Origin of the sequence: Pseudanabaena sp. SR411 (genome assembly GCF_002251945.1) — a bacterium.
Lineage (GTDB): Bacteria > Cyanobacteriota > Cyanobacteriia > Pseudanabaenales > Pseudanabaenaceae > Pseudanabaena.
The window spans coordinates 1-24993 of record NZ_NDHW01000027.1; the positions used below are offsets into that span (position 1 = coordinate 1).

The 24993-nt window shown below is 40.4% G+C and carries 14 protein-coding genes and 2 pseudogenes; 11 read left to right on the top strand and 5 right to left on the bottom strand.

Annotated features, from left to right (window positions below):
* Window positions 1–25: 25 nt before the first annotated feature.
* Window positions 26–521, top strand: a pseudogene (locus B9G53_RS00575) (transposase); the annotation flags it as partial.
* A 299-nt stretch (window positions 522–820) separates the two neighbouring features.
* Here B9G53_RS00575 and B9G53_RS28270 read toward each other — a convergent pair.
* The 4 genes and pseudogenes from B9G53_RS28270 to B9G53_RS00595 form a co-directional block, all read right to left on the bottom strand.
* Window positions 821–1141 (bottom strand): annotated as a pseudogene (locus B9G53_RS28270) (IS1 family transposase); the annotation flags it as partial.
* Between the two features lie 62 nt (window positions 1142–1203).
* Complete coding sequence (locus B9G53_RS00585) at window positions 1204–1677, bottom strand: YbjN domain-containing protein (protein WP_141211659.1); 474 nt, start codon at window positions 1675–1677, stop codon at window positions 1204–1206.
* Window positions 1678–1771: 94 nt separating this feature from the next.
* The gene (locus B9G53_RS00590; protein WP_094528383.1) at window positions 1772–5254 is read right to left on the bottom strand and encodes a DUF4157 domain-containing protein; all 3483 of its coding nucleotides are present in this window, start codon (window positions 5252–5254) and stop codon (window positions 1772–1774) included.
* A gap of 76 nt (window positions 5255–5330) precedes the next feature.
* Entirely contained in the window at window positions 5331–6080 is a 750-nt protein-coding gene (locus B9G53_RS00595) for a pentapeptide repeat-containing protein (protein WP_094528384.1), read from the bottom strand.
* An 11-nt stretch (window positions 6081–6091) separates the two neighbouring features.
* Between B9G53_RS00595 and B9G53_RS00600 the strand changes: the two genes are divergently transcribed.
* A complete protein-coding gene (locus tag B9G53_RS00600) occupies window positions 6092–7840 on the top strand; it encodes a tetratricopeptide repeat protein (protein WP_254923496.1) in 1749 nt (582 codons plus the stop codon).
* 53 nt (window positions 7841–7893) lie between these two features.
* On the opposite strand, the gene B9G53_RS00605 is transcribed toward B9G53_RS00600, so the two are convergent.
* Complete coding sequence (locus tag B9G53_RS00605) at window positions 7894–8103, bottom strand: Nif11-like leader peptide family natural product precursor (RefSeq protein ID WP_094528385.1); 210 nt, start codon at window positions 8101–8103, stop codon at window positions 7894–7896.
* 124 nt (window positions 8104–8227) lie between these two features.
* Here B9G53_RS00605 and B9G53_RS00610 point away from each other — a divergent pair, with 124 nt between their 5' ends.
* The 9 genes from B9G53_RS00610 (at window position 8228) to B9G53_RS00650 (ending at window position 24985) form a co-directional block, all read left to right on the top strand.
* On the top strand, window positions 8228–10657 hold the full coding sequence (locus tag B9G53_RS00610; RefSeq protein WP_094528386.1) for a PstS family phosphate ABC transporter substrate-binding protein: 2430 nt from the start codon (window positions 8228–8230) through the stop codon (window positions 10655–10657).
* A 263-nt stretch (window positions 10658–10920) separates the two neighbouring features.
* The gene (locus B9G53_RS27055) at window positions 10921–11097 is read left to right on the top strand and encodes a hypothetical protein (protein WP_176453039.1); all 177 of its coding nucleotides are present in this window, start codon (window positions 10921–10923) and stop codon (window positions 11095–11097) included.
* Complete coding sequence (locus B9G53_RS00615; protein ID WP_094528387.1) at window positions 11094–11600, top strand: phage tail protein; 507 nt, start codon at window positions 11094–11096, stop codon at window positions 11598–11600. The genes B9G53_RS27055 and B9G53_RS00615 overlap by 4 nt, the downstream gene beginning before the upstream one ends.
* Before the next feature lie 3 nt (window positions 11601–11603).
* Window positions 11604–19073, top strand: a complete 7470-nt coding sequence (locus B9G53_RS00620; RefSeq protein ID WP_094528388.1) for a hypothetical protein — start codon at window positions 11604–11606, stop codon at window positions 19071–19073.
* Window positions 19074–19223: 150 nt separating this feature from the next.
* Complete coding sequence (locus B9G53_RS00625; RefSeq protein WP_094528389.1) at window positions 19224–19673, top strand: hypothetical protein; 450 nt, start codon at window positions 19224–19226, stop codon at window positions 19671–19673.
* 42 nt (window positions 19674–19715) lie between these two features.
* The gene (locus B9G53_RS00630; protein ID WP_094528390.1) at window positions 19716–21599 is read left to right on the top strand and encodes a VgrG-related protein; all 1884 of its coding nucleotides are present in this window, start codon (window positions 19716–19718) and stop codon (window positions 21597–21599) included.
* A 192-nt stretch (window positions 21600–21791) separates the two neighbouring features.
* Window positions 21792–22082: a PAAR domain-containing protein gene (locus B9G53_RS00640; protein ID WP_094528392.1), complete on the top strand. Its 291-nt coding sequence runs from the start codon at window positions 21792–21794 to the stop codon at window positions 22080–22082.
* 61 nt (window positions 22083–22143) lie between these two features.
* On the top strand, window positions 22144–22551 hold the full coding sequence (locus B9G53_RS00645; protein WP_094528393.1) for a GPW/gp25 family protein: 408 nt from the start codon (window positions 22144–22146) through the stop codon (window positions 22549–22551).
* A 220-nt stretch (window positions 22552–22771) separates the two neighbouring features.
* Entirely contained in the window at window positions 22772–24985 is a 2214-nt protein-coding gene (locus tag B9G53_RS00650) for a putative baseplate assembly protein (RefSeq protein WP_094528394.1), read from the top strand.
* Window positions 24986–24993 lie beyond the last annotated feature (8 nt).

A 24993-nucleotide genomic window follows, 5' to 3' on the forward strand; every position in this document is an offset into this window, starting at 1 on the left:
GACACACAATACCAACACTAAAAAGATGAATATAAGCAAAGAATTGCTAGATGAATTGTTGCAAGAATGTAAAACTCCACCCGACCTATTCGGAGAAGGAGGAATTCTGAAGCAACTGACCACCGTCTAGGTGGAAAGAGCATTGGAAGCAGAACTATCAACTCATCTAGGCGACGAAAAGCACGAACTCAAACCAGCAGGACAAACCAACAGTCGCAATGGCTATAGCCAGAAAAAGCTCCAAGGCGAATTTGGCATAGCAGAAATCGCAGTCCCCCGCGATCGCCAAGGGGAGTTTGAACCGCAGATGGTGAAGAAAGGACAAAGCCGATTGTCAGGACTAGATGAAAAGATCATTGCCCTCTACGCACGAGGCAAGAGTGTCAGGGATATTCAAGCCCAGTTGCAAGAAATGTATGGTGTCGAAGTAGCACCAACACTTATTTCCAATGTCACTGATGCAGTGATCGATGAGGTAAAACAATGCGCCCTATCGCCCTCTTGATGCAGTCTATCCGATTTGAGTCCTACCCTTGCCTCAATCCAATAGGACTGTTGCGTTCAATAATATTATTTGTCCATCCTTTTGACTCTGAGGGGGGGAGGTTCTCGCCTACACGAGTGTAAACCTCATCTCCCTCGATGGTTACATCTGCCTTACTTTTTACGGGATCATTGTATCTCAGCGTAACCGTCAATATTCCCATTGTCACAAGCCTTATTCTACCGTTGCATATTGTCATTAAGTGAAACTTATTGCAAACAAGTCTATCTCGAAAACCATTGCATAGAAAGTGTTTCAGAGATGGGGGTAAAAGCAAGTTACATCTGCCCCTTCGGGGACGGCTGGACTCCATTGCTGAGTTTGGGTTGCCAATTTTTGCTCCCATCTCATGATGCGTGTGTGGGATTTGTTCAGAACTCTCCCACTGACCCTGATTCCCATCCCCTCTGTTCTTATCTTCAGTGCAAAGGAAACTATACTTGTTGGTGTTTTCAGCCTTGACATTGGTGTTCCTGTTCGTTCGTTGAATCGTTTGCCGCATCCTTTGCATAAATAATTCTGGATGGCGTTTCCGTCTTGGTGGTAATCCTTGACATTCTTGACTGTCTTTCCGCTTTGGCAGTGGGGACATTCCATACCTTTCTCCTTGACTCTGCCTCTTTCTTTTACATCTCACGTCTTAACTGACCAAGGTCTATTTATGAATCCGATTCATCATTTCCTATTTCTGCTATATCTACAGCATTCCTTGGCAAAATATCTCCTCCCATAACTTTAAGAAGTCCAGATAGATATTGGTTCATGGAGAAAACGTTGGTATAAACTGCCACTTTAGCTAACTCATCCGACCAATCTAATTGCCCTAGACCTACGCTAGTTTTAAAGCGAATTTCTCCATCTGACATATCCATCTCAAAGTTTCCAATCAGCATGCCATAGTTGGCTAGCATGATAAATTCAGAAACAGCTAGGCGATTTTCAGGAGTAGTTTTTACTGGACAAACAGAATAAAACACAAAAAGACGATTTTCTTCTTGGACTTGGGCAATACATGCCCAATCAGCCGTTGCCCCTTTAAAAGGTAGCCGAATCGCATGAATATTTTTGAAGGGTTTATGATACCAACCATCCTCTTCAAAAAAGCGAATCATACTGTCGTAAAGTGAAATCATTTTTCTTCTCTTTAAAAAAATTCTTAGCGATTCTCAGATATTTTGCAACTACAAGAAAACAGAAAATAGCCATTGGTTATAGATCGGACATCGCTTAGACCTCTTCATAGACTACTTTGACACGCCCTTCTTTGTCATCTATAGGAGCTTCTGCATACTTGTTTTCTAAATCAGTCAGAGTAGAACCTACTTTAGTTGCAAATTTATCTTCCACGCTTATGACTTTCAAAGTTACGTTTGGTGGGAATAGTACCTCACGCTCGGATAAAGTGTTCGATATGGCAGAAATGTCCACTCCCGACTTAACGTTTCTTATCTCCATAGCCAGCCATTTACCTGCTTTTGTACTATAGGCTTGATAAGGTCGTTTAGAAGTACTGATAAACTGTGAGTAATGTTCATTTTGTTTAAATTTACCTTCTAAAATCTTTTGCCTTTCCGTTTTAGGCTTTTTAATAAGATCGTTCACATATCTCGAATTGAGTCCTCCATGTTCGCCGCGATAAACAGAACCACCTTCATAAGGCTGCATCTTCCGTAAGCCCGAAACAGCTAAACTGACTAATGCTTTTGCTTCTTCTGGAACTTGTTTCATAAACTCTTTATTCTTAGAATTATTAAGGATTTTATTCATCATTGTATAGAAGCCATCTTGGGCATAAGCATTAATGGCTTCTAACTCTTGAGGCATTGGCTTCCCTTCAACTTGCCGCAGTAAATTATCCATTGGAGTGCCTGGCTTGAGAGCTTCGAGCATAGAAGTGTCTATATTGTCTATGAAATCATCTTGGTCTTTTGTATAGGTTGGACTATTGCGAATATTTTCTTGTTCGGTATCTTTAAGTTTTTTCGCCATTTTCTCTTGCAATGGCGAAAGTGTTTTCTTTTCACGCAAATCGGGGATATTGCTTACATCCCCACCTAGCGTTTCGATGATCTCTCTATTGTCAATCGTGTAACTCTTAAGGTCGCTTTTTAGGTCTGCCTTCAACGGGCTAGAAAGTGTTCCGTATATACCCGTATCAGGAATATCCACTTTGCTTAAATCTCGATCTAAATCAGATTTCTTCGCTCTAAAGTCTTTGCTTTGCCAATCATCAGTTGTGCCGGTCAAAAGAGTTTTTATCTTGTTTAATTCTTTCTTCTTTTCTTCCAATTCTCGTTGGGCTTTTTGAGCGCTGACTTTATCTAGCTTTTTACCTAAGCTAGCGTCTTTGGTCGCCTTTTGAATGTAAGAATCAATAAAGTTCTCCATCTTCTTCTGGATAACAGACTTTTTGTCATCAGGAGCATTTGCTAATTGATCTAAAATATAGAACTTGGCTGATGCCAAATCTAACTTTAGATATTCAGATTCTACCTTGAGCAATCGATCTGCTTCGTTCTTTAGTTCGATAAGTTTTTTGCGCCTTGGACTATTCTCCCATTGCGTTTTTGTTTTTTGAAATGCAAGCGAGCCTGGTTTTTTATCGTTTATCCAGACATCCACTAGACGCTTGATTTCTTCAAGAGTTTCTATCTTTGGATTCTGATGGTACTCATCAACTTTTGCAAGAATAGCTGGATACTTATGGCTACGCTTTCCTGCGTCCCCACCTACCTTAGTGATATCTTCTTTAGTGATCGTTAACTCTTGCATCGAATCTTTGACTTGTTTATCTCCAGGGAAATCTCCCAGAGTAGCTGTATTAGTAATATCGTCTTCTGACAAAGGGTCTAGAGTTGTATAGCCAATCGGCAGGTCATCAGGATAGTCTGTCAAACCTCCTTGGGTCTTAGCGACATGCATGATCTCATGGTAGCTGTGATCGTTATTTACGATCATCTGTCCTAAAGCAGCTAATCTTAATAGTTTTCGCTCCGACTCATCCATATTAAGATGCTTAGCGATATGGAAATACATATCTGTAGATCCAGATAAGCCAGATACTACTCGTCGAAGTTGATCCTGTTCTTTTGCTTTTTGTTTCGGGTTGACTTTATAATACTCACTTCCAGGTATAAACCTCCTATCTTTTTTTCCATTAACTTCTTGTTCTTTAGCAGCCTTCTGTTCTCTTTCTGACAAAGGAACCCCTAATTCTTTAAGGTATTCTCCTGTAATTGATTTTTGCTTCGGATCTTTATTTCCTTCTCTAGCCTGATTATTTACAGAATCTCTTCGTTTTAAGATCGCTTGGGAAGGATGTTCTCTCCCTAACTCTTCTATTGATTTACCCATTTCTTCAGACTGAATTTCTTCCCCTAAAGGTATTTTGGGATCTTTTCTTATAGCGTTTAATGCCTCGGCAATAGCAAAACGTGCTTGGTATACCATCCCCATTTTTTCGCGCAAGTTACCGCTTATGATTGCCTGATTAACATCTTCTAATAAAACCCCACCCAATTCTTCACCTTTAGAGAGAGCAAACGCCTTGTCAACTTTTTCTTCATCAAACCCAGCGGCTATCATTGCTACTTGCATCTTGCCTAGCATAATATTGGCTCCATCCATTGCATGTTTGTTTTTATATAATCCTGCTCCTAACTTTATTTCGAAATTCTTTTGATAGTCAGCATAGCTAGCATAATCTGCTTTTACAGCAGCCTTTGCTATGTCTGAATTTTTCTGAAACTGGGCTTTAAATTCGCCTTTGCGCTGAATCATTTTAGGTTGAAGCCTAGAGGGCACTTCTTTGATTTTTTGGATCTGGCTATTACTTTCTAATCTAGATGTTTTGTTACTGGTTGGATGCTGCAACTTCTCATGGATGTGGGGCGATCGCTGCACATCCCCCCCATTCTGCTGAACCACATGGGTTAGCTCATGAGTAATCAACTCCTGTCCCTCTTTACTACTAGGGTTATAAGTTCCTTTCCGAAAGAACACATCTTGCCCTGTCGTAAAGGCTTTCGATTGAATTGATTGATTTAATTGGTCAGATTGCGAATCTGTATGTATCTTTACATCGCTGAAGTCTGCTCCCATCGCCTGACCAATCTTGTCTTGCAGATTGTGATCTAGAGACTGACCACTACCTCGCGCACTCTGAATCGATGACTCTAAATCAGTTGAGGCTTCTCCCCCACCCAGATTTTCACGTCTCTGCACAAAAGACTTCATTTGCAATTCATCCTCTTCTTCCATTGAATCCTGTCGTTGGATTGAAGAGATTGGTTTCATTTGCAATTCATCCTCTTCTTCCATTGAATCCTGTCGTTGGACAGATTGATCCTGAGTTGGCGAATTTATCTGCTGAACGACTTTAGATGCAGTGGCATCTGCTTCCTGCTCATACTTATCATTTAGCTCACCAATACTCAGCTTGGCTTGGATCGTCGCCATCCTCTTAGCTTGAAGTGGCTTCAAGCGATTTATTGGTTTTGCTTGGACTGGCGTACCAGACGGCTCAATGCTGCCCTGATTTATTATTTTTTCAAGAAGATTATCACCGTTTCTAGATGACCGAGAGATAGCATCTTCATCAAAATCCATTTGAAGTGGTGCGAAATCTCTAGTTTGTAAAAATGAAGTTGTGGGTTGGACTGAAGTCGTCGATTGGGAAGGCTTTTTTGCGAAATCGGATATACGCGACATGTCACTAACCCCTCAATTTACTTACTCAGAAACTGCTTATATTTGATAATGCATATTTTCGCATAATCAAAAAAAATTAACGACAGTTTTGATTGTTTACTGCCCCATCTTGTAGGGTTGTGTTACATAACTTCGCATTTGTTAAATTTGTGTTGATTAATGACGCATTTTCAAGATATGCATCAACTAAGTTGCCTTCGCTGAGATTGGCTCCCTCTAGATTGGCAAAACCTAGCTTGGCGTTTGTCAAATTTGCTTTGAGTAAATTTGCACCTTCAAGATCGACAAATTGACGGACTGAAGTAAAGGGATCAACATAGCCATCAGCATAGGTATCGGTGAGGTTCGACTCTTGAAGGTTACTTTGCCTAAAGGAAGCTTCGAGTAAATGGGTATTACTAAGGTTTGCGCCCTGCAAATTTGCTTGACTGAAGTTGGCAAGGCGGAGATCGGCATAACTAAGATCAGAGTAGGTAAGATTTGCTTCTTGTAAATTTGCCCCTCTGAGATCAACACTGCGAAGATTTGCCCCTTGGAGGTTGGCTTTATTTAGATCTGCGCCAATGAGTTTCAGCCCATTCAAATCTGTATTTTGTAAATTACAGCCCTGACAGCGATTGGTTTCGATCAGACGTTGACGATTGAGCGCTTGGATGCGATCGCTACTAGGATCAGCCAAAGCAGACGAGGGCAACGCGATCGCCATAGCTACAAAAAATCCCGAAAATAACACCTTAGCCATAATGCTCATTTCCTGAACCTGATTGAGTAATAGCATCCATCGAAAATATAATGATAAATTAATGTGGATATGAAAAGCTGTCATTACATTCTGCTATGTATTCTGTGATGGCTGGTTCTAAATCTGTGATTGAAAACTTGGGAGTGCCAGTGATTTTGCGTTCTTTCTTTCAGTCAGTCAAGCAAGGTAAACGCTTTTGGTTGCTCATGATTGTGCTGCTAAACTTGCCGATCGCCTCTGTATTTATTGCACCAAAGGCGATCGCCCAAGAAAAGTTACAGGACTTTGACTATTGGGCTTCACTTTGCAGTTCATTGGTCAAGTCGCGTAAATATAAGGAGGCAGTTGAGGCTTGCAATCAGGCGATTACGTTGAATACTAATGAGCCGATCGCGTGGCTAGAACGTGGTGATGCGATGGTTGGTTTAGCAATGTATACCGAAGCAGTCGTGTCCTATGATCGCTTTATTAAGTTGCAACCAGACAATTCAGGAGCCTTAGCCAAACGCTGTGGCGCTTTGAATGAGTTAGAACGCTATGAAGACGCGATCGCCTCCTGTGAACTGGCTTTACGTCTTGATCAAAACTGGGCTGATGCCTCACCCGCAATGGTGTGGTATATCCAAGGGGCATTGTTAAAACGGGCGGGAAAACTTGCCGAGGCTCTAGAATCCCTTGAACTAGCAATTCGATCAAATCCTAATTATTCCCTTGCCCTAACGGAGCGTTGCGATATTTTTGTCTCTTTGGATCGGGCTGCCGATGCGCTCCAAGACTGCGATCGCGCGATCAAGGTAAATGCTAATTGGGGTCATGCTACACCTGCGATCGCTTGGAAAACTAAGGGGAAAGTCCAGAATCAGTTAAAACGCTTTGATGAAGCCCTTTTTTCCTACGATAAGGCTGTGGCGATCGAGCCAACCAATGCTCAGGCTTGGGCTGAGCAAGGGATGATTTTATGGAGATTGGGACGTTATGCTGAAGCTTTGGCTTCACAAGAGTGGGCACTTAAAGCAAAAGAGAAATATTCCCTCGCCTTGGCTAATTCCTGTGCAGCACTCAACCAACTTCGCCAATATAAAGAGGCTCTAGCAGCCTGTAACTCAGCGCTCCAAGAAGGTGATCAACAGTGGGACTATCTGGGTCCTGCTTGGGCATGGGATCAGCGAGCTAATGCTCTTAATGGGTTAGGCAAGTATGAAGAGGCTCTTGCATCAGCAAATCGGGCGATCGCACTTCAGCCCAGTCAAGCTAGCTTTTGGGGCAATCGAGCCGCTACTCTTTGGGCGTTAGGACGTTTTGACTTAGCACTTTCCTCGACGAACCAAGCGATCGCCCTTAATCAAAATTCATCCACAGCATGGTTCAATCATGGACGCATTCTGGCTTCCCTAGGACGTACCGAAGAAGCTTTAAAAGCCTATGACAAAGCGATCGAAGGCGATGCCAATATTGGTAGTCAAATCTTTCTTGCTGATATTTGGACAAATAAATCAGCTTTACTATGGCGGCTGAATCGTTTTCAGGAATCCTTTATGGCAAGTCAACAAGCATTGGGGATTAATCCTAAATCAGACACAGCGTGGTTTAATCGTGGTTTGGCTCTCATGTCGCTTGGACGCAATGCTGAAGCTGCTAATGCCTATAGTCGGGCGATCGCAATTGATGTCAAAAATTCAGACTATTGGACAGGTCGAGGATTAGCTTTACTGGCGCTAAACAGTAATGCTGATGCGCTAGTTGCCTTTGAACAAGCTTTGAAACTTAATCCTAGTCAAACTCAAGCCACAATCAACAAGGCGATCGCGATCGAGCGTTTAAAACCTAAGCCAGTAAAGCCATAGCGTATAGAGGAGGCGCGGCCCCCTCTATACCTGTGATCGCAACGCGCTATAAGTTAAATACCGGGGATTTCTGAAAGGTGACACTTTAATTCTTCAACCTCAAAGTTGGTCATTTGTTGCCACTCTTCGATCGTGAAGTCATAACCTTCGGCTTTTGCCATTTCCACAAAACTTTCAAGGTCGGGCGCTTGATTTAGCTTTGCTTTGAGGAATGAATCTGTTTTGGCGGCTCGATAGAGACGAGCCACTTGCTCTCTTGCCATAACCTTGATTAGGAGTAAAGTGGTGGGATATGCTTTGGACAAGAATGTATAAACAATGCAAACTTTGCCACAAATCACACCCGTGTAATTGATAATAGTCTAGCAAGAATAAGGCAAGCAATCTATGTCAAGGAAAGCTCCAAATATTTGGCAAAAATTATGGAAACGCATCACTGACGTTTGGGGGCAGTTTCTTAGCACTATCGATGGGCTGATTGGTAATAAGTTTGTTGAATTTTTAAACAAAACTGTTCCCACGCCCTTACGATTTCTAATTCCTTTTCTTAAGGATGATTTAGGCATTGAGCCACCTTCAATTACTTCTTTTAAAGGTATTGGGTTACCTGAAAAATACGAGACTAAAGAAGTTTTAAAAGAAATTGCAGTTGATCAAAGGGTAGGGACGATTTGGCAAATTAAGCCACAATTTCTACGTTATCAATGTCAAGAATCGAATCCATTTCGGTGTGAATATCCCCACGAAACCGTGGTCGATAATCCTAATAATAAATATTGTAAAAAATGTCAATTCCCAGCCAGCTTACCAACTGAAGTCAAGATTCGTGGTAGAAGCGGTGTTTATGAAATCGATGGCTATATTGGCATTCGCGGTACTGGTCGCATTTATAGAGCTACCAACCTAACCGATGGGGAATCATTTTTATTGAAAGAATATGTAATTCCTAAAAAATATTTTAACGAGCAGGAAACCAGAGCTTGCAAACGTAACTTTGAAGCCTCGTCAGAATTGAAACTCTCAGATGGGAGGAGACAGGACTCGCGGTTGATTACACCAATAGAAGCGATCGCGGATGCTCGTGAAGAGCGTTGTTATGTGATTCTGCAAAAAAACGACGAAGCGATCGCTCTAGCTGAATACTTAGCTATCTATGGCGCGATGAGTAATTGGCAGGTGAAATCTTTTCTCAATCAAGCTTTACAAACCCTTGAGTCATTACATTCACAGAAATATCGATTGCGTTCTGGTGTGGTGACTTCCGATTTACCTCATGGGAACTTAACGTTTTATAGCATTGCGATCAGACCAGATTTTCAGGGATTTACGGTCTATCTCAATGATATGGCGCTTTGGGAAGATCGCTTTTATCCACCCGATGTACAAACGCCTGCCTATTCTATCAATCGCGATTTGGAAGACTTGGGCTATATCGCTTTCTATCTCTTAAAAGGCGGGGTCATCGATTTAGAAAATCGTACTTGTTTAAATCCCCATGACCTAAATCATTGGGGCGATCAAGTTAATTTAGGGCTGAAAAAGTTTATTCAAAACTTAATCGGTTTTGGTGAAACTAGTTATAACAGCGCGGAAGTGGCGAGGCGAGCATTATTGCGTATACATATCTATCGCGAGGCTCTATTAGAGTTTATTGATCAAGAGGAAGTTGCGCCAGTTAAAAAGAATTGGTGGGGGTGGCTTACCAAAAAAGTAATTGCGATCGCGATCGGGGTGATTCTCTTATTACTACTGCTTTTCTTGCTATATTTCTGGTTAACCCAACCACCCAAAGCTGCCAACCTCAATTTCCCTTGCTGTATTAATCAAATATCTGATATTCCCGAAGGTAATTTTACTTATACGGCTGATAAGAATGGCACTTGGAATTACACGCTTTTACAAAATAATTTGATTGCTAAGGGTTCCACGCTCGAAGAAGAATTACAAAAACGTCAGCCAAAACTAAAACTTAGCTATCAGCCTGTAGATCTTGATAAAAGTATTGATAAAGGTGTCGATAAGACTTCCAATCAATTTCCGATCGCTCAATTACAATCTAACCAAGCTGATTTTGCTATTTCTAGTGTGCCTGATAATCTTGGTGGTAGCTTTATAACTCAAGATATTGCCTACGATGGCTTAACCGTGTTTGTCGCTTTTAGTTATGCCCAACGCAATAACAGCTTACCAACTGCACTGCAAGGTAAACTCACCTTTGCCAAATTACGCCAACTTTACACAGGGGAAATTATTAATTGGCGACAGTTGGGGGGACCAAACTTGCCTGTGAAACTTTATATGCCCCTAGATGAGGAGTCGGTCAGAATTTTTGAGAAACGGGTGCTAAAAGATGAAACTGCGATCGCCGCTTTTCGACAACTTGCTCAAGAAGGAAATAATGGCATTACCTCATTATCTATTTTTGATTCACTGCGACAGGTAATTCAAGACTTTGAGGATCGTAGTATTGGCAGTATTTCCTTTGGCTCAATTAGCCAAGTTTTTGGACAATGTTCAGTCTATCCACTCACACTAGCCGATGACAATAAATCCTTTGTTGCACCTCTAGTTTGGCAAACTGGTCGAGCAATTACTCCCGATGTTGATCTTTGTAATGAAAAAGGTAGCTATAACCAAAACTACAGCGATTTTATAAATCAAGTTTATCCCCTTGCCTATCCAATTTCAGTAGTTTATCCCCGCGATAACCGCCGACTACCGATCGCTGAACGTTTTGTCTCGATTATGAGAACCGAGGAAGCTCAAAATTTACTGAAACAAACTGGGCTAATCCCTCTAAAATTCCCGATTAAGTAGCAAATGAAAGGCGGCGCAAAGCGCCGACTTTTGTCCTTTTGGCAAAATAGCGGCAATTTATGAATTGCCGCTATTTTGTGGATTTTAATAAACTTGACTAGAGCTATAGCAGTCCTATATCATTTGTGGATTTTTTTGGTTTGTGGAAGGACACCCCATCGGGGTGTCCTTCCACAAACCATTTAGGATTGCTATATACTGTAGATGATGTATAAATTTAAAATATACATTTTATACGTTTACACATACATGGCAAAACGTTTATGCCAAATCACTCTGAAGAAGCAAAAGAACGTGCCGAACTTGCCAAGTTTGCTGCCAAAGTGTTACAGGAACCTTTACAGCTTAGGTTACTAAGCGAGAAGGTTCACGAACTCCTTAGCAATGATTTGCGACAACAGAAAGAACGGGTGGGTCGAAATTATGAGGGTAGGTTATGACCAGTAGTGGATTTACAAGAGCCGAGTCCTACGTCACCACCAATCATTTCTATGTAGAAATGTCGCCTGATTCGACGATTGTGGCATGTTTTACAGAATGTGGGGGCTTGAGTGCCAAGGTAAAGTACGACACCTATTTTGAGGGTGGCAATAATAATCAGCAAAAAATCCTCTTAGGTCATGCGGAGTTTTCTGAAGTTACCCTTAAACGTGGGGTAACAGATGATCTAAGCTTTTGGAATTGGTTTACAGCTACGACATCACGGCGACGCAATATTCGCATCTTGCTATTTAACCAAGCGGGTGAAACGAGGCAATGCTGGACTCTAATCGGTGCGGTTCCTGTTAGTTGGCAAGCTCCATCCTTGCAAGCTGATGGTAATGCTGTGGCGATCGAGGAGTTGTCATTAGCGATCGAAGGACTCACAGTCGCGACGACAGGTGGTGGAGCTGCTACTGTAGTGACAAGAGATGCAACAAATGGTTCTTTCCCTAGTTCTTAAGCTGTGACTGAAAATACCTCAATTCCTTTTGATGCTAGTAGTGATGATTTATCTGATGATATTCCATTAGGTAATTACACGCCTTTGCTTGTGCCACCGTCTCTGGGACAGTCATTTTTACAGCCAAAATTCATCTATCCTTTGGGAGCAGTCTCATTATTAAATCCCGATAATTTAGCGGCTGAAAATGATTTTGAGCCACTGAATAATTCCTTTGAAGACTCTCCTTTTTTCGATCAACCTTTACAATCAAATTCTCTAACTGCGGGTGATGGTCAGACCACAAATCAACCTGATATCCAAACAAAGGCTATTGTTTCTAAAAACAACCTACAGAGACAAGTACAGACTAAGCGATCGCCAATTGATTCTCCTAAAAGCGACTCAATTCAAAGGCAAACTCTAGATTCTTCTCAAGCACAGTCCCTTAATTCTCCACTGAATTTATCAAGTCAAGAATTTAGTGTCAATCCCTCAATAGACCATGATTTTCAGTCAAGTTTGGATGCAAATATATCAGAAAATACATCTATTCAAAGATCTGATGATTTATCAATTATCGACAGTACTAATTCAAACAGCGATCGCCCTGAGCAAATTCAAAGAACTTTTGATCGTTCTTCAGCAAATCTCCAAAATCCACAATTACCGTTAAATTCTAATTCGCCTGTTTTAGAAACAAGTATTGAGCAAAGTAATCAAAGTAATCAAGACAAGTTAGTTCAAAGGCAGACAGATACAGCTAATTTAGCTTTTGCAAATAATAATCTTTTAGAAGGCGATCGCCCTAATCAAACAGAATCTAATTTATTTACGGTTGATACTAATCAATCTCCTGTAGTACAAAGACAATCTGAAATTTCTAATACAGACAATATTTCTCAGGGCGATCACGCTCAGCAAATTCAGCCATCAATTGATTTATCTACTTCTGATATCACTCTGACAAGTGATAATATTCAGCAAATACAAAGATATCCTGCCACGGATAATATATCTCAGGGTAATCGCCTTGAGAAGATTCCAAAAACTTCTGATAGTTCTACAACCAATATTCGCAATCCACAAATTCAATTAAATTCTAACTTGCCAGCTACAGGCAGTGATACAGTTATTAATTCTTTTGTAAGTGATCGCACTATTCAAAGAGAATCAACTCTTGTTGATACCGATAATATTCCTCAAGCTTCACAAGTTCCTCAAGCTGATGCTCTACAGGGACAAGCGAATATTCCTCCTGTAAATAATCCTGTAAATAATATTTCTCAAGTAGATCTTACTCAGCCAATTCAAAGACAGCCTGATTTGTCTAGCTCTGACCGCATAATTTCTACAGACAAAAACACTCAACCAATTCAAAGATCTTCTGAATCTCGCATTTTAGATAATGTTGCTGAAGGCGATCGCACTATTCAGCAAGAACCTGATTTATCGCCTGTCGATAGAAGGCTGATCTCCCAAACTGATGAAGTACAGAGACAACCTGATATTTCTTCAGTAGATAGTATTTCTCAAGGTGATCTCACGCAACAAATTCAAAGACAAACTGATTTATCTCTCCCTGAGAATACTATTACAAGTACTAACACGCAACAAACTCAAAGATTTGCTGAATCTTCTGTTTTAGATCGTGTTTCGGAAATCGATCGCACTATTCAGCGAGAACCTGATTTATCTTCTGTCGATAATACACAATCATCTCAATCAGATCCTTTACAGAAACAATCTGGTATCTCTAATGAGAATACTATTCCTGAAATTAATCCTGCTATTCAACGAAAATCTAATTTAGCAGCTACTAATATTACCCAATCCCCTCAAGCTGACGCGATAGGAACCCAATCTAATATTACAGTGGATGATATTTCTCAAGGCGATCGCACTATTCAAAGAGAACCTTTAGGAACAGTTACCAATATTCCACAATCTGATGAAGTACAAAGACAAACTGATGTTGATCGTATTTCTCAAGGAGGTTACACTCCACAAATCCAAAGACAGTCTGATCTTGCTAATGCTGATAGTTCCATAGACAGCAGCAATTCGACAACCAGCAATATTCAGCCAATTCAAAGACAGCCTGAAACTCCTGTTTTAGATAGTATTTCTCAAAGCGATCGCATTATTCAACGAGAATCGGAATTATTTACTGTTGAGACTACACAGATTTCTCAGACTGATGAAATCCAGAGGCAACCTGATATTTCTTCGGTAGATAGTAGTACTACAATCAACAGCACTCAATCAATTCAAAGATTTCCTGAAACTTCGATTGCGTCTGAAAGCGATCTTCCTATTCACCAATCATCTACCTTGTCAAATACTGATATTAGTCAATCCCCTCAGACTACTAGTGTCCAGAGGCAAACTGATCAGACTAATATTGCAGATTTACCTGACTCGGATAGTTCTTCTACAAGCAATAACTCCCAACAAATTCAAAGCTCTTTGGAATCTGCGGTCTTAAAAGATGTCCCTGAAGGCGATCGCACTATTCAACGAAAATCCAACTTGGTTCCTACTGATGGGACAATGATCCCAACTGATGAAATCCAAAGACAACCTGATGTTTCGGTAGTCAATAGTATCTCTGAAAGCGATCGCACTCAACCAATCCAAAGACAATCTGATCTATCCGTCGCTAATAGCACTTCTACAAGTGACAACATTCAGTCAATCCCAAAAATTTCTGAATCTCCTGTTTTAGATAATATTACTCAAAATAATCGTACTATTCAGAGAGAGCCTGATCTATTCAATAACGTTAATATTGCACAACTATCGCAAACTGATCACATTCAGCAATCTGATGTTGCATCAGTAGAGAGTATTTCTCAAAGCAACACTATTCAACGAGAAACTGATTTATCTCCTGTTGATATCAAGCAAAATGCTCAGACTAATGAAGCCCAAAGACAAACTGAGCTTAACGTTATAGATAGTTCTTCTCAAAGCGATCTCACTATTCAGCAAGAACCTAATTTATCAGCTAAAGATGTTACACAAGTTTCTCAACCCAATTCTTTACAGAAACAATCTGACACTTCTACGGCAGATAATATTTCAGAAGGTGATCACCATCAACTAATTCAAACAAAACCTGATATATCTACTTCTGATAGTTCTACCAACAGAAATTCACCACAACAAAGACTTGGTAATGTTGATATTTCTACAGTAGATATCATCTCTGGTGATATTCAAAGAGAATCTAATTTATCTCCCGATCCTACCCAATCCCTAAGAACTGATGATGTTTCGGCAGTAGATAGTATTTCTCAAGGAGATCTTACTCAACAAACACAACAAACTGATTCGTTTATTGCTGATCAGACTACTACAGTCAGCGTTATTCAACAAATTCAGAGAGAATCTGATTTGCTTCCTGTTAATATTAAGCAAGATGATCAGATTAATCAAGTTCAGAGACAACCTGATCTTAATTTGCTAGATAGTTTTGTTCAAAGCGATCGCACTATTCAACGAGAAATTGATTTGTCTGATGTTGAGGAGATTACGCAATCTCTACAAACTGATTCTTTACAGAAACTATCTGATGATTCTAAAGTAGATCATAGTATTCCCCCAAGTGATTATACTCAACAAATTCAAAGACAGCCTGATTTATCTGTCTCTGATCGCACTTCTACAAATGACAACATTCAGCCAATCCTAAAAACTTCTGAATCTCCTGCTTTAGATAATATTACTCAAAATAATCTTAAAATCCAAAGGGAACCAGATTTATCTGCTGTAGATAATAAGCAAGATTCCCAGACTAGAGACGTACAGAGACAATCTGATGTTTTTATAGGCAACGATATTCAGTCACTTCAAGGTGCTTCTGAATCTTCTATTTTAGATAGCTTTTCTGAAGGCGATCGCGCTATTAATCGAGAATCTAATTTATCTAATGCTGATATTACGCAAATCTCTCAGACTGATGCGATACAAAGACAAACTGATATTCCTACTGTAGGTAGTACTTCTGAAGGCATCCAAAGAGAATCTAATTTATCTCCTGTTGAGCTTACACAATCTCCTCAAACTGATGCGACCCAGAGAATACCTGATGTTTTGGCAGTAGATAATATCTCTCAAAGCGATCGCACTCAACAAGTTCAAAGACATTCTGATATAGCATCTGTTGGGATTTCAAAAGATACTCAAACTTATGGCATACAAAGACAAACTGATATTTTGGCTGTGGATAGTATCGCTGAAGGCGATCGCACTATTCAAAGAAATACTGATTTATCACCTGCTGATATTACACAAACTTCTCAGGCTGAGGATATCCAGAGACAACCTGATATTTCTATAGTGGATAATAATATTTCTGAAGATACTCGCACTCAACAAATTCAAAGAACATCTGATTTACCTGACTCAGATAGCGCTGTTAGAAGCAATATCCAGCAAATTGCAGCTTCTGAACCTCCTGTTTTAGATAGTCTTTCTGAAGGCGATCGCACGCAACAAATTCAAACAAAAGCTGATGTCTCGACTATATCGACTTCTGATATTTCTACAAACAGAGATTCGCAACAAATTCAAAGATTTAGTGATACTGATAGTTCTGATGTAGACATTAATTCTGAAGATATTCAAAGAAAAACCAACTTATTTCCTGTTGATGAGCTTACACAATCTCAGAATAATACGATACAGAGACAGTCTGACGTTTCTTTAGTAGATAATACTGACCAAGGCGATCGCGCTGTTCAGAGAGAAACTGACTTATTTAATAATGTTGATACTACACAATCACTACAAACTAATGACATACAGAGACAATCTAATATTTCAGTAGATGGTATTACTCAAGGAAATATTGCTCGACAAATACAACAAACTGATTCATCTATTTCTGATAGCAATGCTACAAGCAACGCTGTTCAACAAATTCAGAGACAAGCTGATTTACCTCCTCTAGAGATTAAGCAAGACTCTCAGACTAATGAAATACAAAGACAGACTGATATTTCTTTGGCAGACAGTATTTCTCAAAGCGATCGCACGCAACAAATTCAAAGACAGTCTGATGTTCCCATAGACAGTAATATCCAGCCAGTTTCAAGTTTTTCTGAGTCTCCTATTTTAGATGGTATTGCTGAAAGCGATCACTCTATTAATCGAGAATCTAATTTATCTAGTACTGATATTATGCAAATCACTCAGACTGATGCGATACAAAGACAAACTGATATTTCTAGTGTAGATAGTACTTCTAAAGATATTCAAAGAGAATCTAATTTATCACCTGCTGATATTACACAAACCCCTCAAAATGAGGGTATCCAGAGACAAACTGATATTTCTACATTAGACAATAATATTTCTGAAGATACTCACACTCAACAAGTTCAAAGAATATCTGATGTGTCTGACTTAGATAGTAATTTTGCCAACAACATTCAGCAAATTGAAAGAGCTTCTGAACTTCCTATTGTAGATAGTCTTTCTGAAGATAATCGCACTCAACAAATTCAAACAAAAGCTGATGTATCGACTTCTGATAATTCTACAAACAGAAATTCGCAACAAATTCAAAGATTTAGTGATACTGACATTTCTGATGTAGCTATTAATTCTGATTTACTTCCTGTTGAGATTACACAATCACCACAAACTAATGACATACAGAGACAATCTAATATCTTAGTAGATGCTATTACTCAAGGAGATCTTGCTCAAAAAACTGACCTGTCTATTTCTGATAGCAATGCTACAAATAATAGTCAACAAATCCAGAGAGAATCTTTTGCAGATCATACTTACCCAAGCGATCGCTCTATTCAAAGAGAACCAGATTTAGATTTATCTGCGGTGGATATTAAGCAAGATTCTCAGACTAATGAAATACAGAGACAGCCCGATATTTCTTTGGCAAACAGTATTTCTCAAAGTGATCGCGTTATTCAACAAGATCCTGATTTATCACCTGCTGATATTACCCAAACTCCTCAACCTGATGGTATTCAGAGACAAATTGATGTTTCTACAGTAGATAATAATATTTCTGAAGGCGATCACACTCAGAAAATTCAAAGAGCCTCTGATTTGTCTAACTCAGATAGTAATTCTGCCAGCAACATTCAGCAAATTGCAAGAGTTTCTGAACTTCCTATTTTAGATAGTTTTTCTGAAGGCGATCGCACGCAACAAATTCAACCAAAAGCTGATGTACCGAATTCTGATATTTCTACAAATAGAGATTCGCAACAAATTCAAAGATTTAGTGATGTTGACATTTCTGCTGTAGATAGTAATTCTGATTTGTCGTCTATTGAGATTACACAATCACCACAAACTAATGACATACAGAGACAATCTAATATCTCAGTAGATGCTATTACTCCAGGAGATCTTACTCAACAAATACAACAAACTGATTTGTCTATTGATGCAATACAGAGACAGTCTGATGTTGTTTCTATGGTAGATAGTATTTCTCAAGTTGATCGCATTCAACCAATTCAAAGAGATTTAGATCCTTCAGATGTAGATAATGTAGACCGTACTTTAGCAATTGATCATACTAATTTAATCCAAAGAGATACGGATTTAGTTAATCTAAATCCTGAAGTGAGTTCTCAGATATTGGATAATTTTGAGCATGATAATCTTCAACACATACAGAAAAAAGCTGATCCGAAAAAAGATGAAGCCATCAATAGCGAAACTCGATTAGAGCACAATGACAATCAAACCATCATTCAAATGCTAGCTGATCCTAGTAATTCTAAAGATTTACAACTTCCCAAAGCCATTGAAAATCTGGTTCATACTGAGTACTTAGGCAATTTTTCATCACTGCCATCACTCCAAATCCCTAGCCCCATGACATCACAAACAGTACAGCGATCGCCAACAGATCGACATGCTCCAAGCAATTTGTCCAATAGTTTAAACAACTTTGCCAAAACAATCCAACCCAAGCAAGACAACAATTCTGACAATAGCCAGACAAGTTCTATGGGCTGGTCAAACATATCAGAATTGCTAGCTAACTTACCACCTCCAAAGGTTAGTTCATCCACAAGCTCGCTAAATAAACAGACAACTAGTACTAGCGATCGCAGTCCGCTAGCAAGTCCGTCAAGTCCATCAAAAAGTTCCACTAGCAATCAAACAACCATTCAGCGATCGCCCGATCAAACTACCTATGCAGATAGTGATATTGATCAAGACCTATACTTAACCCCAGCAGGATTACAAAAAGGAAATCCAAACAAAATTACGAATAATCGCTCTAATACAATTCAACGCGAACTAACATCTGAAACTTTGCCAGAAGCTAAGGTCTCTGTTAATCCTCATCAAAATCAAGATAATGATAGTTATGATGAAGAGAACTTTGACAAAAATCTTGAAACCCTTGCTCAAGAGATATATATTTTGTTGAGGCAACGTTTAGAAATAGAAAAAGAACGACAGGGAGGTAAATATCAAGGACGATTACCTTGGTAACTACATATACAACGATTTGCGCCCAAACCCAAACCAAGAAATTTTTAAAAAGTGTTGCGAAGCAACACTTTTTAAAAATTTCTTGTAATTCGAGGGTTTAGCACAGGACAAGTTTTTTAGATTTTTTAGGAGCTTTGAGGAATATAGATTATGACAGCAGGACCACTTGTTAAAGCAATGCTCACCACCACCGATGCAGGAGCAGCAGCCATAAATTTTCAGTTTAATCCTACCGAGCTTCAATTTCAGCGATCAGTAAGTCTCAACCGATCCGCAGGTGCGCGTACTGCATCAGGCTTACCCAAAGTTACTTTTGCCTATCCAGAGCCAGTCAGTCTCTCTCTAAGCAATTTAACCTTTGATACTTACGAAGCAGGAACAAGCGTTCTGACATTAATTGACCCGATTATTAAAGCTACAGACTTTACAGGATCGCTAGAACGACCACCAGTATATGTTTTTGCTTGGGGACAGAATCAATATCTTAAATGCTTTGTCAAATCTGTTAGCTATAAACTAACCATGTTTCTGGCCGATGGTACACCTGTTCGCGCAGTTGTCGATATGTCGCTCGAAGAAGTCGATACTACTCAACTCTAAAAAATATTTTTCAACCATTCACAAAGCTAAATAGAGAAACCAATGCCAGCAACATATAAAGCCAAACCTTCGCTCCAAATTGACGGAGTTAATGCTTCAGAAGATTTACTCAACGATATTTTGCAAATATCTGTTGAGGAAAGTCTGCATCAACCAGGAATGTTCACAATTATTGTTAATAATGATTATTTCCCTGGAAGTACTGATACAGCTTGGGAACACCAAAGTCAATTTGCAATCGGTAAAAAAATCAAAATAGGTTTCACTTCTAGTACTACCGAAGATCCTGATTTTGTAAAAGAGGAGACTGGATATGTCTTAGAAGGTGAGATAACAGCTATAGAAACTGAGCTTAACGAAAAATCTCAGGCTCCAATCATCGTCCGTGGGTATGACATCTCTCATCGTTTACATCGAGGTCGTTTTAATCGCTCTTTCCAAAATGTTAAAGACAGTGATATGGTCTCCCAAATAATTGGCGAAGCTGGCATTACTGCTGGGACAATCACGGCAACGACTGTTGTCCATGAGTATGCTTTTCAAGAAAACCAGACCAATATGGAGTTTTTGCAAGAACGAGCAGCTCGTAATGGCTTTGAGTTATATGTTCAGGATGGGAAATTAAACTTTCGCGCTCCTAGTCAAGACCAAACTCTTGAGCTGAAATGGCTAGAAGATATTCATAGTTTTCGAGTGCGTGTTACTAGTTCTGAGCAGGTCAGCTCTGTTGAAGTCAGAGGTTGGGATTATGTTCAAAAGAAAGCGATCGTCTCTACCGCAACAACAGGATCAGTTCTTACAACAACTGATAGCGGCACAGGTAAGCAAGCCAGCACTAAATTTAATAGCTCACCGAAAATGATTGTTGTTGATCAGCCAGTTTTTAGTGTTAATGAAGCCCAAAAAATGGCTCAGTCACTATGTAATGAATTAGGTGGTGAATTTGTCAATGCGGATGCTAAGGGAGAAGGGAATCCTGCAATTAGACCTGGAAGAGTAATAAAATTGTCTGGTATCGGTAACTATAGTGGCAGTTACTATGTTACTGAAACTCACCACTTGTATCATGAGCGCAATTTCATTACCCATTTCAGCGTGCGCGGCCTTCGTGGGGGTAGTTTATTCTCGATGTTGTCATCGAAGCCTCATCTACAGCCAGGGCAAACGATGTTAGTGGGGATAGTGAGCAATAATAACGATCCTAAAAAATGGGGACGAGTTAGAGTTAAGTTTCCTACGCTTACAGAAGAGCATGAGAGCAATTGGGCTAGAGTCGTGAGTGCAGGTGCAGGTACAAATAGGGGCTTTGACTGTTTGCCAGAAATAAATGATGAGGTTTTAGTAGCTTTTGAGCATGGTGATATCCACCGCCCCTATGTGATTGGTGGAGTATGGAATGGTACTGATGCTCCCCCAACTGTGGTCACAGACAGTGTTGTAGGCGGAAAAGTACGCTTACGGACTTTTAAAACTCGCGTTGGTCATCAATTGCAATTTGTTGAAGAAGATAAAGGAGCCGTCAAAAAGGGAGTTTATCTCAATACTATTGATGGTCATAATCTGCGACTAGATGATAGTACCAAGTTTGCTGAATTAGAAACTACTGGCGGGCATAAATTTCGGGCTGATGATAGTAGTCAGGTGATTAGCCTAACTTCTACAGGCAACATTACAGTTAAAACTGGGACAACTGGTATGACTAAAGATTTAACAATTAATGCGGCTAATATTACCTTGACTGCAACCACAAACATTACCCTTAAAGTGGGTGCTAACAAAATAGTGATTTCTAACACAGGCGTAGTCATCGATGGACTCCAAGTTCAAATAAAAGGTACTGTTTCAGCCAAAATGGAAGCCCCAATGGTCAATGTAGAAGCTCTTGGTATCAATACAATTAAAGGTACTTTAGTTAAGATTAATTAGATGAGTTGTACGATCGCAAATACTTATAGCAGAGAATCAGCAATTCTCATTATGAAACCGATTTCGGTTTGGTTTTTAGCGCAAAGCGCTGTAAATTTAATAGCTAATATTTGCAGTATTGTTACCGCATTAATCCTTTTAGACAGTTCTGCTTTACACAAACTTTATCCATTCCTCAATCCCTAATCTCTTATGTTTCCAGCAGCAAGGTTATCAGATAAGACTGTCACAAATGATACTATTATTGGACCTGGAGCACCTACAGTATTGATTGGAGGGATGCCCGCAGCCTGTGTTGGCGATGCTGTAGTTGGCAATTTAGTAGTAGGCTCGATTGTCATGGGTTCTTTTACGGTCTTAATCGGCGGACGCTTCGCAGCGAGAACTACCTCTCAAGTAGTTGGGATCAATGTCAATGCTCCACCCACACCGATAACTACTTTTGTGGGCAAAGCAGAAATGACTGTTCTAATTGGGGGATAAGCTCTGAACTTAATTTTTATAATATCCCCATATGTAAAGACATTTTTAGCCAAACAAATTTATGAGTGATTTAGAACAAGATTATCTGGGTAGGGGCATTTCGTTCCCTTTGCGGATTAATGTTCAAGGTGAACTAAAAACGGACGGCGGCGATCGCAATTTGGAAGAGTCGATCGCGACAATTTTGAATACTAAGTTAGGAGAGCGGGTATATCGCCCCAACTTTGGTTGCCGTCTCTCAGATCTCACTTTTGCGCCGATGAATCCGCAGACGATTCTCCTAGCCAGAATCTATGTTGAGGAAGCACTCAATAGATGGGAACCTCGGATTAAGGTTACAGGAGTTTATGCAGAGCCTGATCCGATTAGAGGGCGCTTAGATCTGAAAATCCTCTATGAAATAAAGGAAAGCCATGATAGGCGCAGCATGGTTTATCCGTTTTATTTACTGCCCCCAAATGGCAATTAAAGAACCCAATTTTTGACGCGGCTTAGCCGCGCCAAAAATTGGTAGTCCTAAGTAAGGATAGGCTGCGCGAAGCGCAGCCTATCCTTACCCATTCAAATCCTTTGCAGGGCTACCCAAAAATTGGGTTCGACTTTTTGAAATTATTTGGTATTTAATCGCGAAGGGTAAAGATAGCTAGTAAAATCTAATCATCGCCAAATTCACCTAAGAGCATTGTGTAATGACGAAAGAGTTTGATTTTCTTCCCAATTTGCCAAAATCTGATCTTGACGATCGCACCTTCGCAGAATTGGTGAATGAGTGTCTTCTCAGAATCCCGCGCTATTGTCCAGAATGGACAAACTATAACCCTAGCGATCCAGGTGTTACTCTGATTGAGTTATTTGCTTGGCTAACCGATCAGATGTTGGTGCGGTTTAACCAAGTGCCGCGCCGTAATTACGTTGCTTTTTTAGAATTATTGGGGATTCGGTTACAGCCACCTGCACCTGCTCAAACTGAGGTGACTTTTTATCTGAGTGCCTCCTTACCAGAACCCTATACAATTCCTGCGGGGGTTGAAGTGGGAACACTGAGAACTGAAACTGAAGAAGCGATCGTATTTAGTACCGATCAACCTTTGGTAATTGGTAATCCCCGCATTTTACACTTACTAGCTGCACCTAGAGCTGAAGAAAATCCTGAGTTTTTGCGCGATTTACTCTTAGACGTATGGACAGAAGATCGTGAAGAGGAGTGGTCAGGACAGGAAATTGCTCTATTTAGTGACCCACCTCAACCAACTAATTGCTTTTATGTAGTTTTTGATGGAGAGCAACCGATCAATGGCAATGTGATTGCCCTCAAATTGAAGGGAGAATCGGCAACGACGACAGGGATTAATCCCAATAATCCACCTCGATTTTGGGAAGCATGGAATGGTAATGCATGGCAACCTGTACTCCAAAAAGAGAGTGATGATCGCACGAAAGGATTTAGTTTTAGTGAACTAGCCAGAGAGGGAACAAATCCTTTGCAGGGTGCAGAAGTGATCTTTCATTTGCCTCTAACATGGGATGTAAGACAGTTCTCCACCTATCGAGGACGTTGGTTACGCTGTAGCTATGTTGAACCAACAGCCAATCAAGCAGCTTATAGTCGATCGCCCCATATTATTGGCATGTCGGCAAGAGCGATCGGGGGAACGGTCAAAGCAACTCAATGTCATGCCCTAGAAAACGAAGTTTTGGGAGAGAGTAATGGCAAATCAGGACAGGTTTTTCAACTACTGCACCAACCAGTATTGCCGCGCCAAGCCGATGAATATTTACTAGTCACCCCACCCGTCGGACTGCCACAAATATGGCAAGAAGTTGCCGATTTTTCCGAATCTACGGAAAGCGATCTGCACTATATTATTGATTCCACTTCAGGGCAAGTTCAATTTGGTCCCTTTGTACAAACGCCTAACTATCAGAGTCAGCATACATTGCAACGTTTACGGATTCAAGGTGAACCGATGCAAAGAGTTGTGGTAGATCAGTCCAAGGCGATCGCCTTGAATACGAGGTCAACTGGTACTCAATATGGCGCGGTTCCCCCTAAAGGCTCGATCATTCAAATGGTGAAATATCGTACAGGCGGAGGGTTTCGCGGTAATATACAGCGTGGCAGTTTGCGAATAGCCAAAAATGCTATTCCCTATGTAGCCAGCTTAACCAATCATATTTCGGCGAGTAATGGTGTTGATGCGGAATCCCTTGATGATGTAGCAGTGCGCGTTCCCAAGATGCTCCGAACTCGCGATCGCGCCATTACCCAGACAGATTTTGAATACTTGACTATGATTGCAGGAGATGGGGCTGTGGCGCGGGTCATCTGTGCGCCTACGAGGAGGAGGCAAGAGGCGGGAACTGTTAAGTTGCTAGTTGTTCCCAGAGTCCGCACTGAAAGCATTGATCAAGGTCAAGGGATTGCGCCTGATCAGTTTATCTTAACCCCACCTCTAGTTGAGCGAGTATTGGGCTATCTAGATGAACGGAAGATGCTAGGCATCCAAATTCAACTAGAACAACCTGAATATGTGGGTGTCTGTGTTCAGACTGAGATTGCTCTAGAATCTTCCTATAGCAATCCACAGGTACAGCAAGATATTGTGCAGCAGCTTAAGGTGATGCTCTATCGTTTTCTTAATCCCATTACGGGCGGAGTTAAGGGGCAGGGTTGGGAATTCGGTCGTCCTGTTTATCCGTCTGATATTGTCAAACTGTTACAAAACTTTCAAGGTGTGCGCTTTTTAGGTACAGTACAACTATTTGAGTTGCGCTATGAAAACGGCGAATGGATGAGGCGACTCGCACCGCAACCAATGATTGATCCTGGTTCAGTTGGATTGATCTGCTCTTGGCGCAGTCCTAGATTACGCTCTAGCCACGTGATTAATATTGTCAATTAAGACAGCAT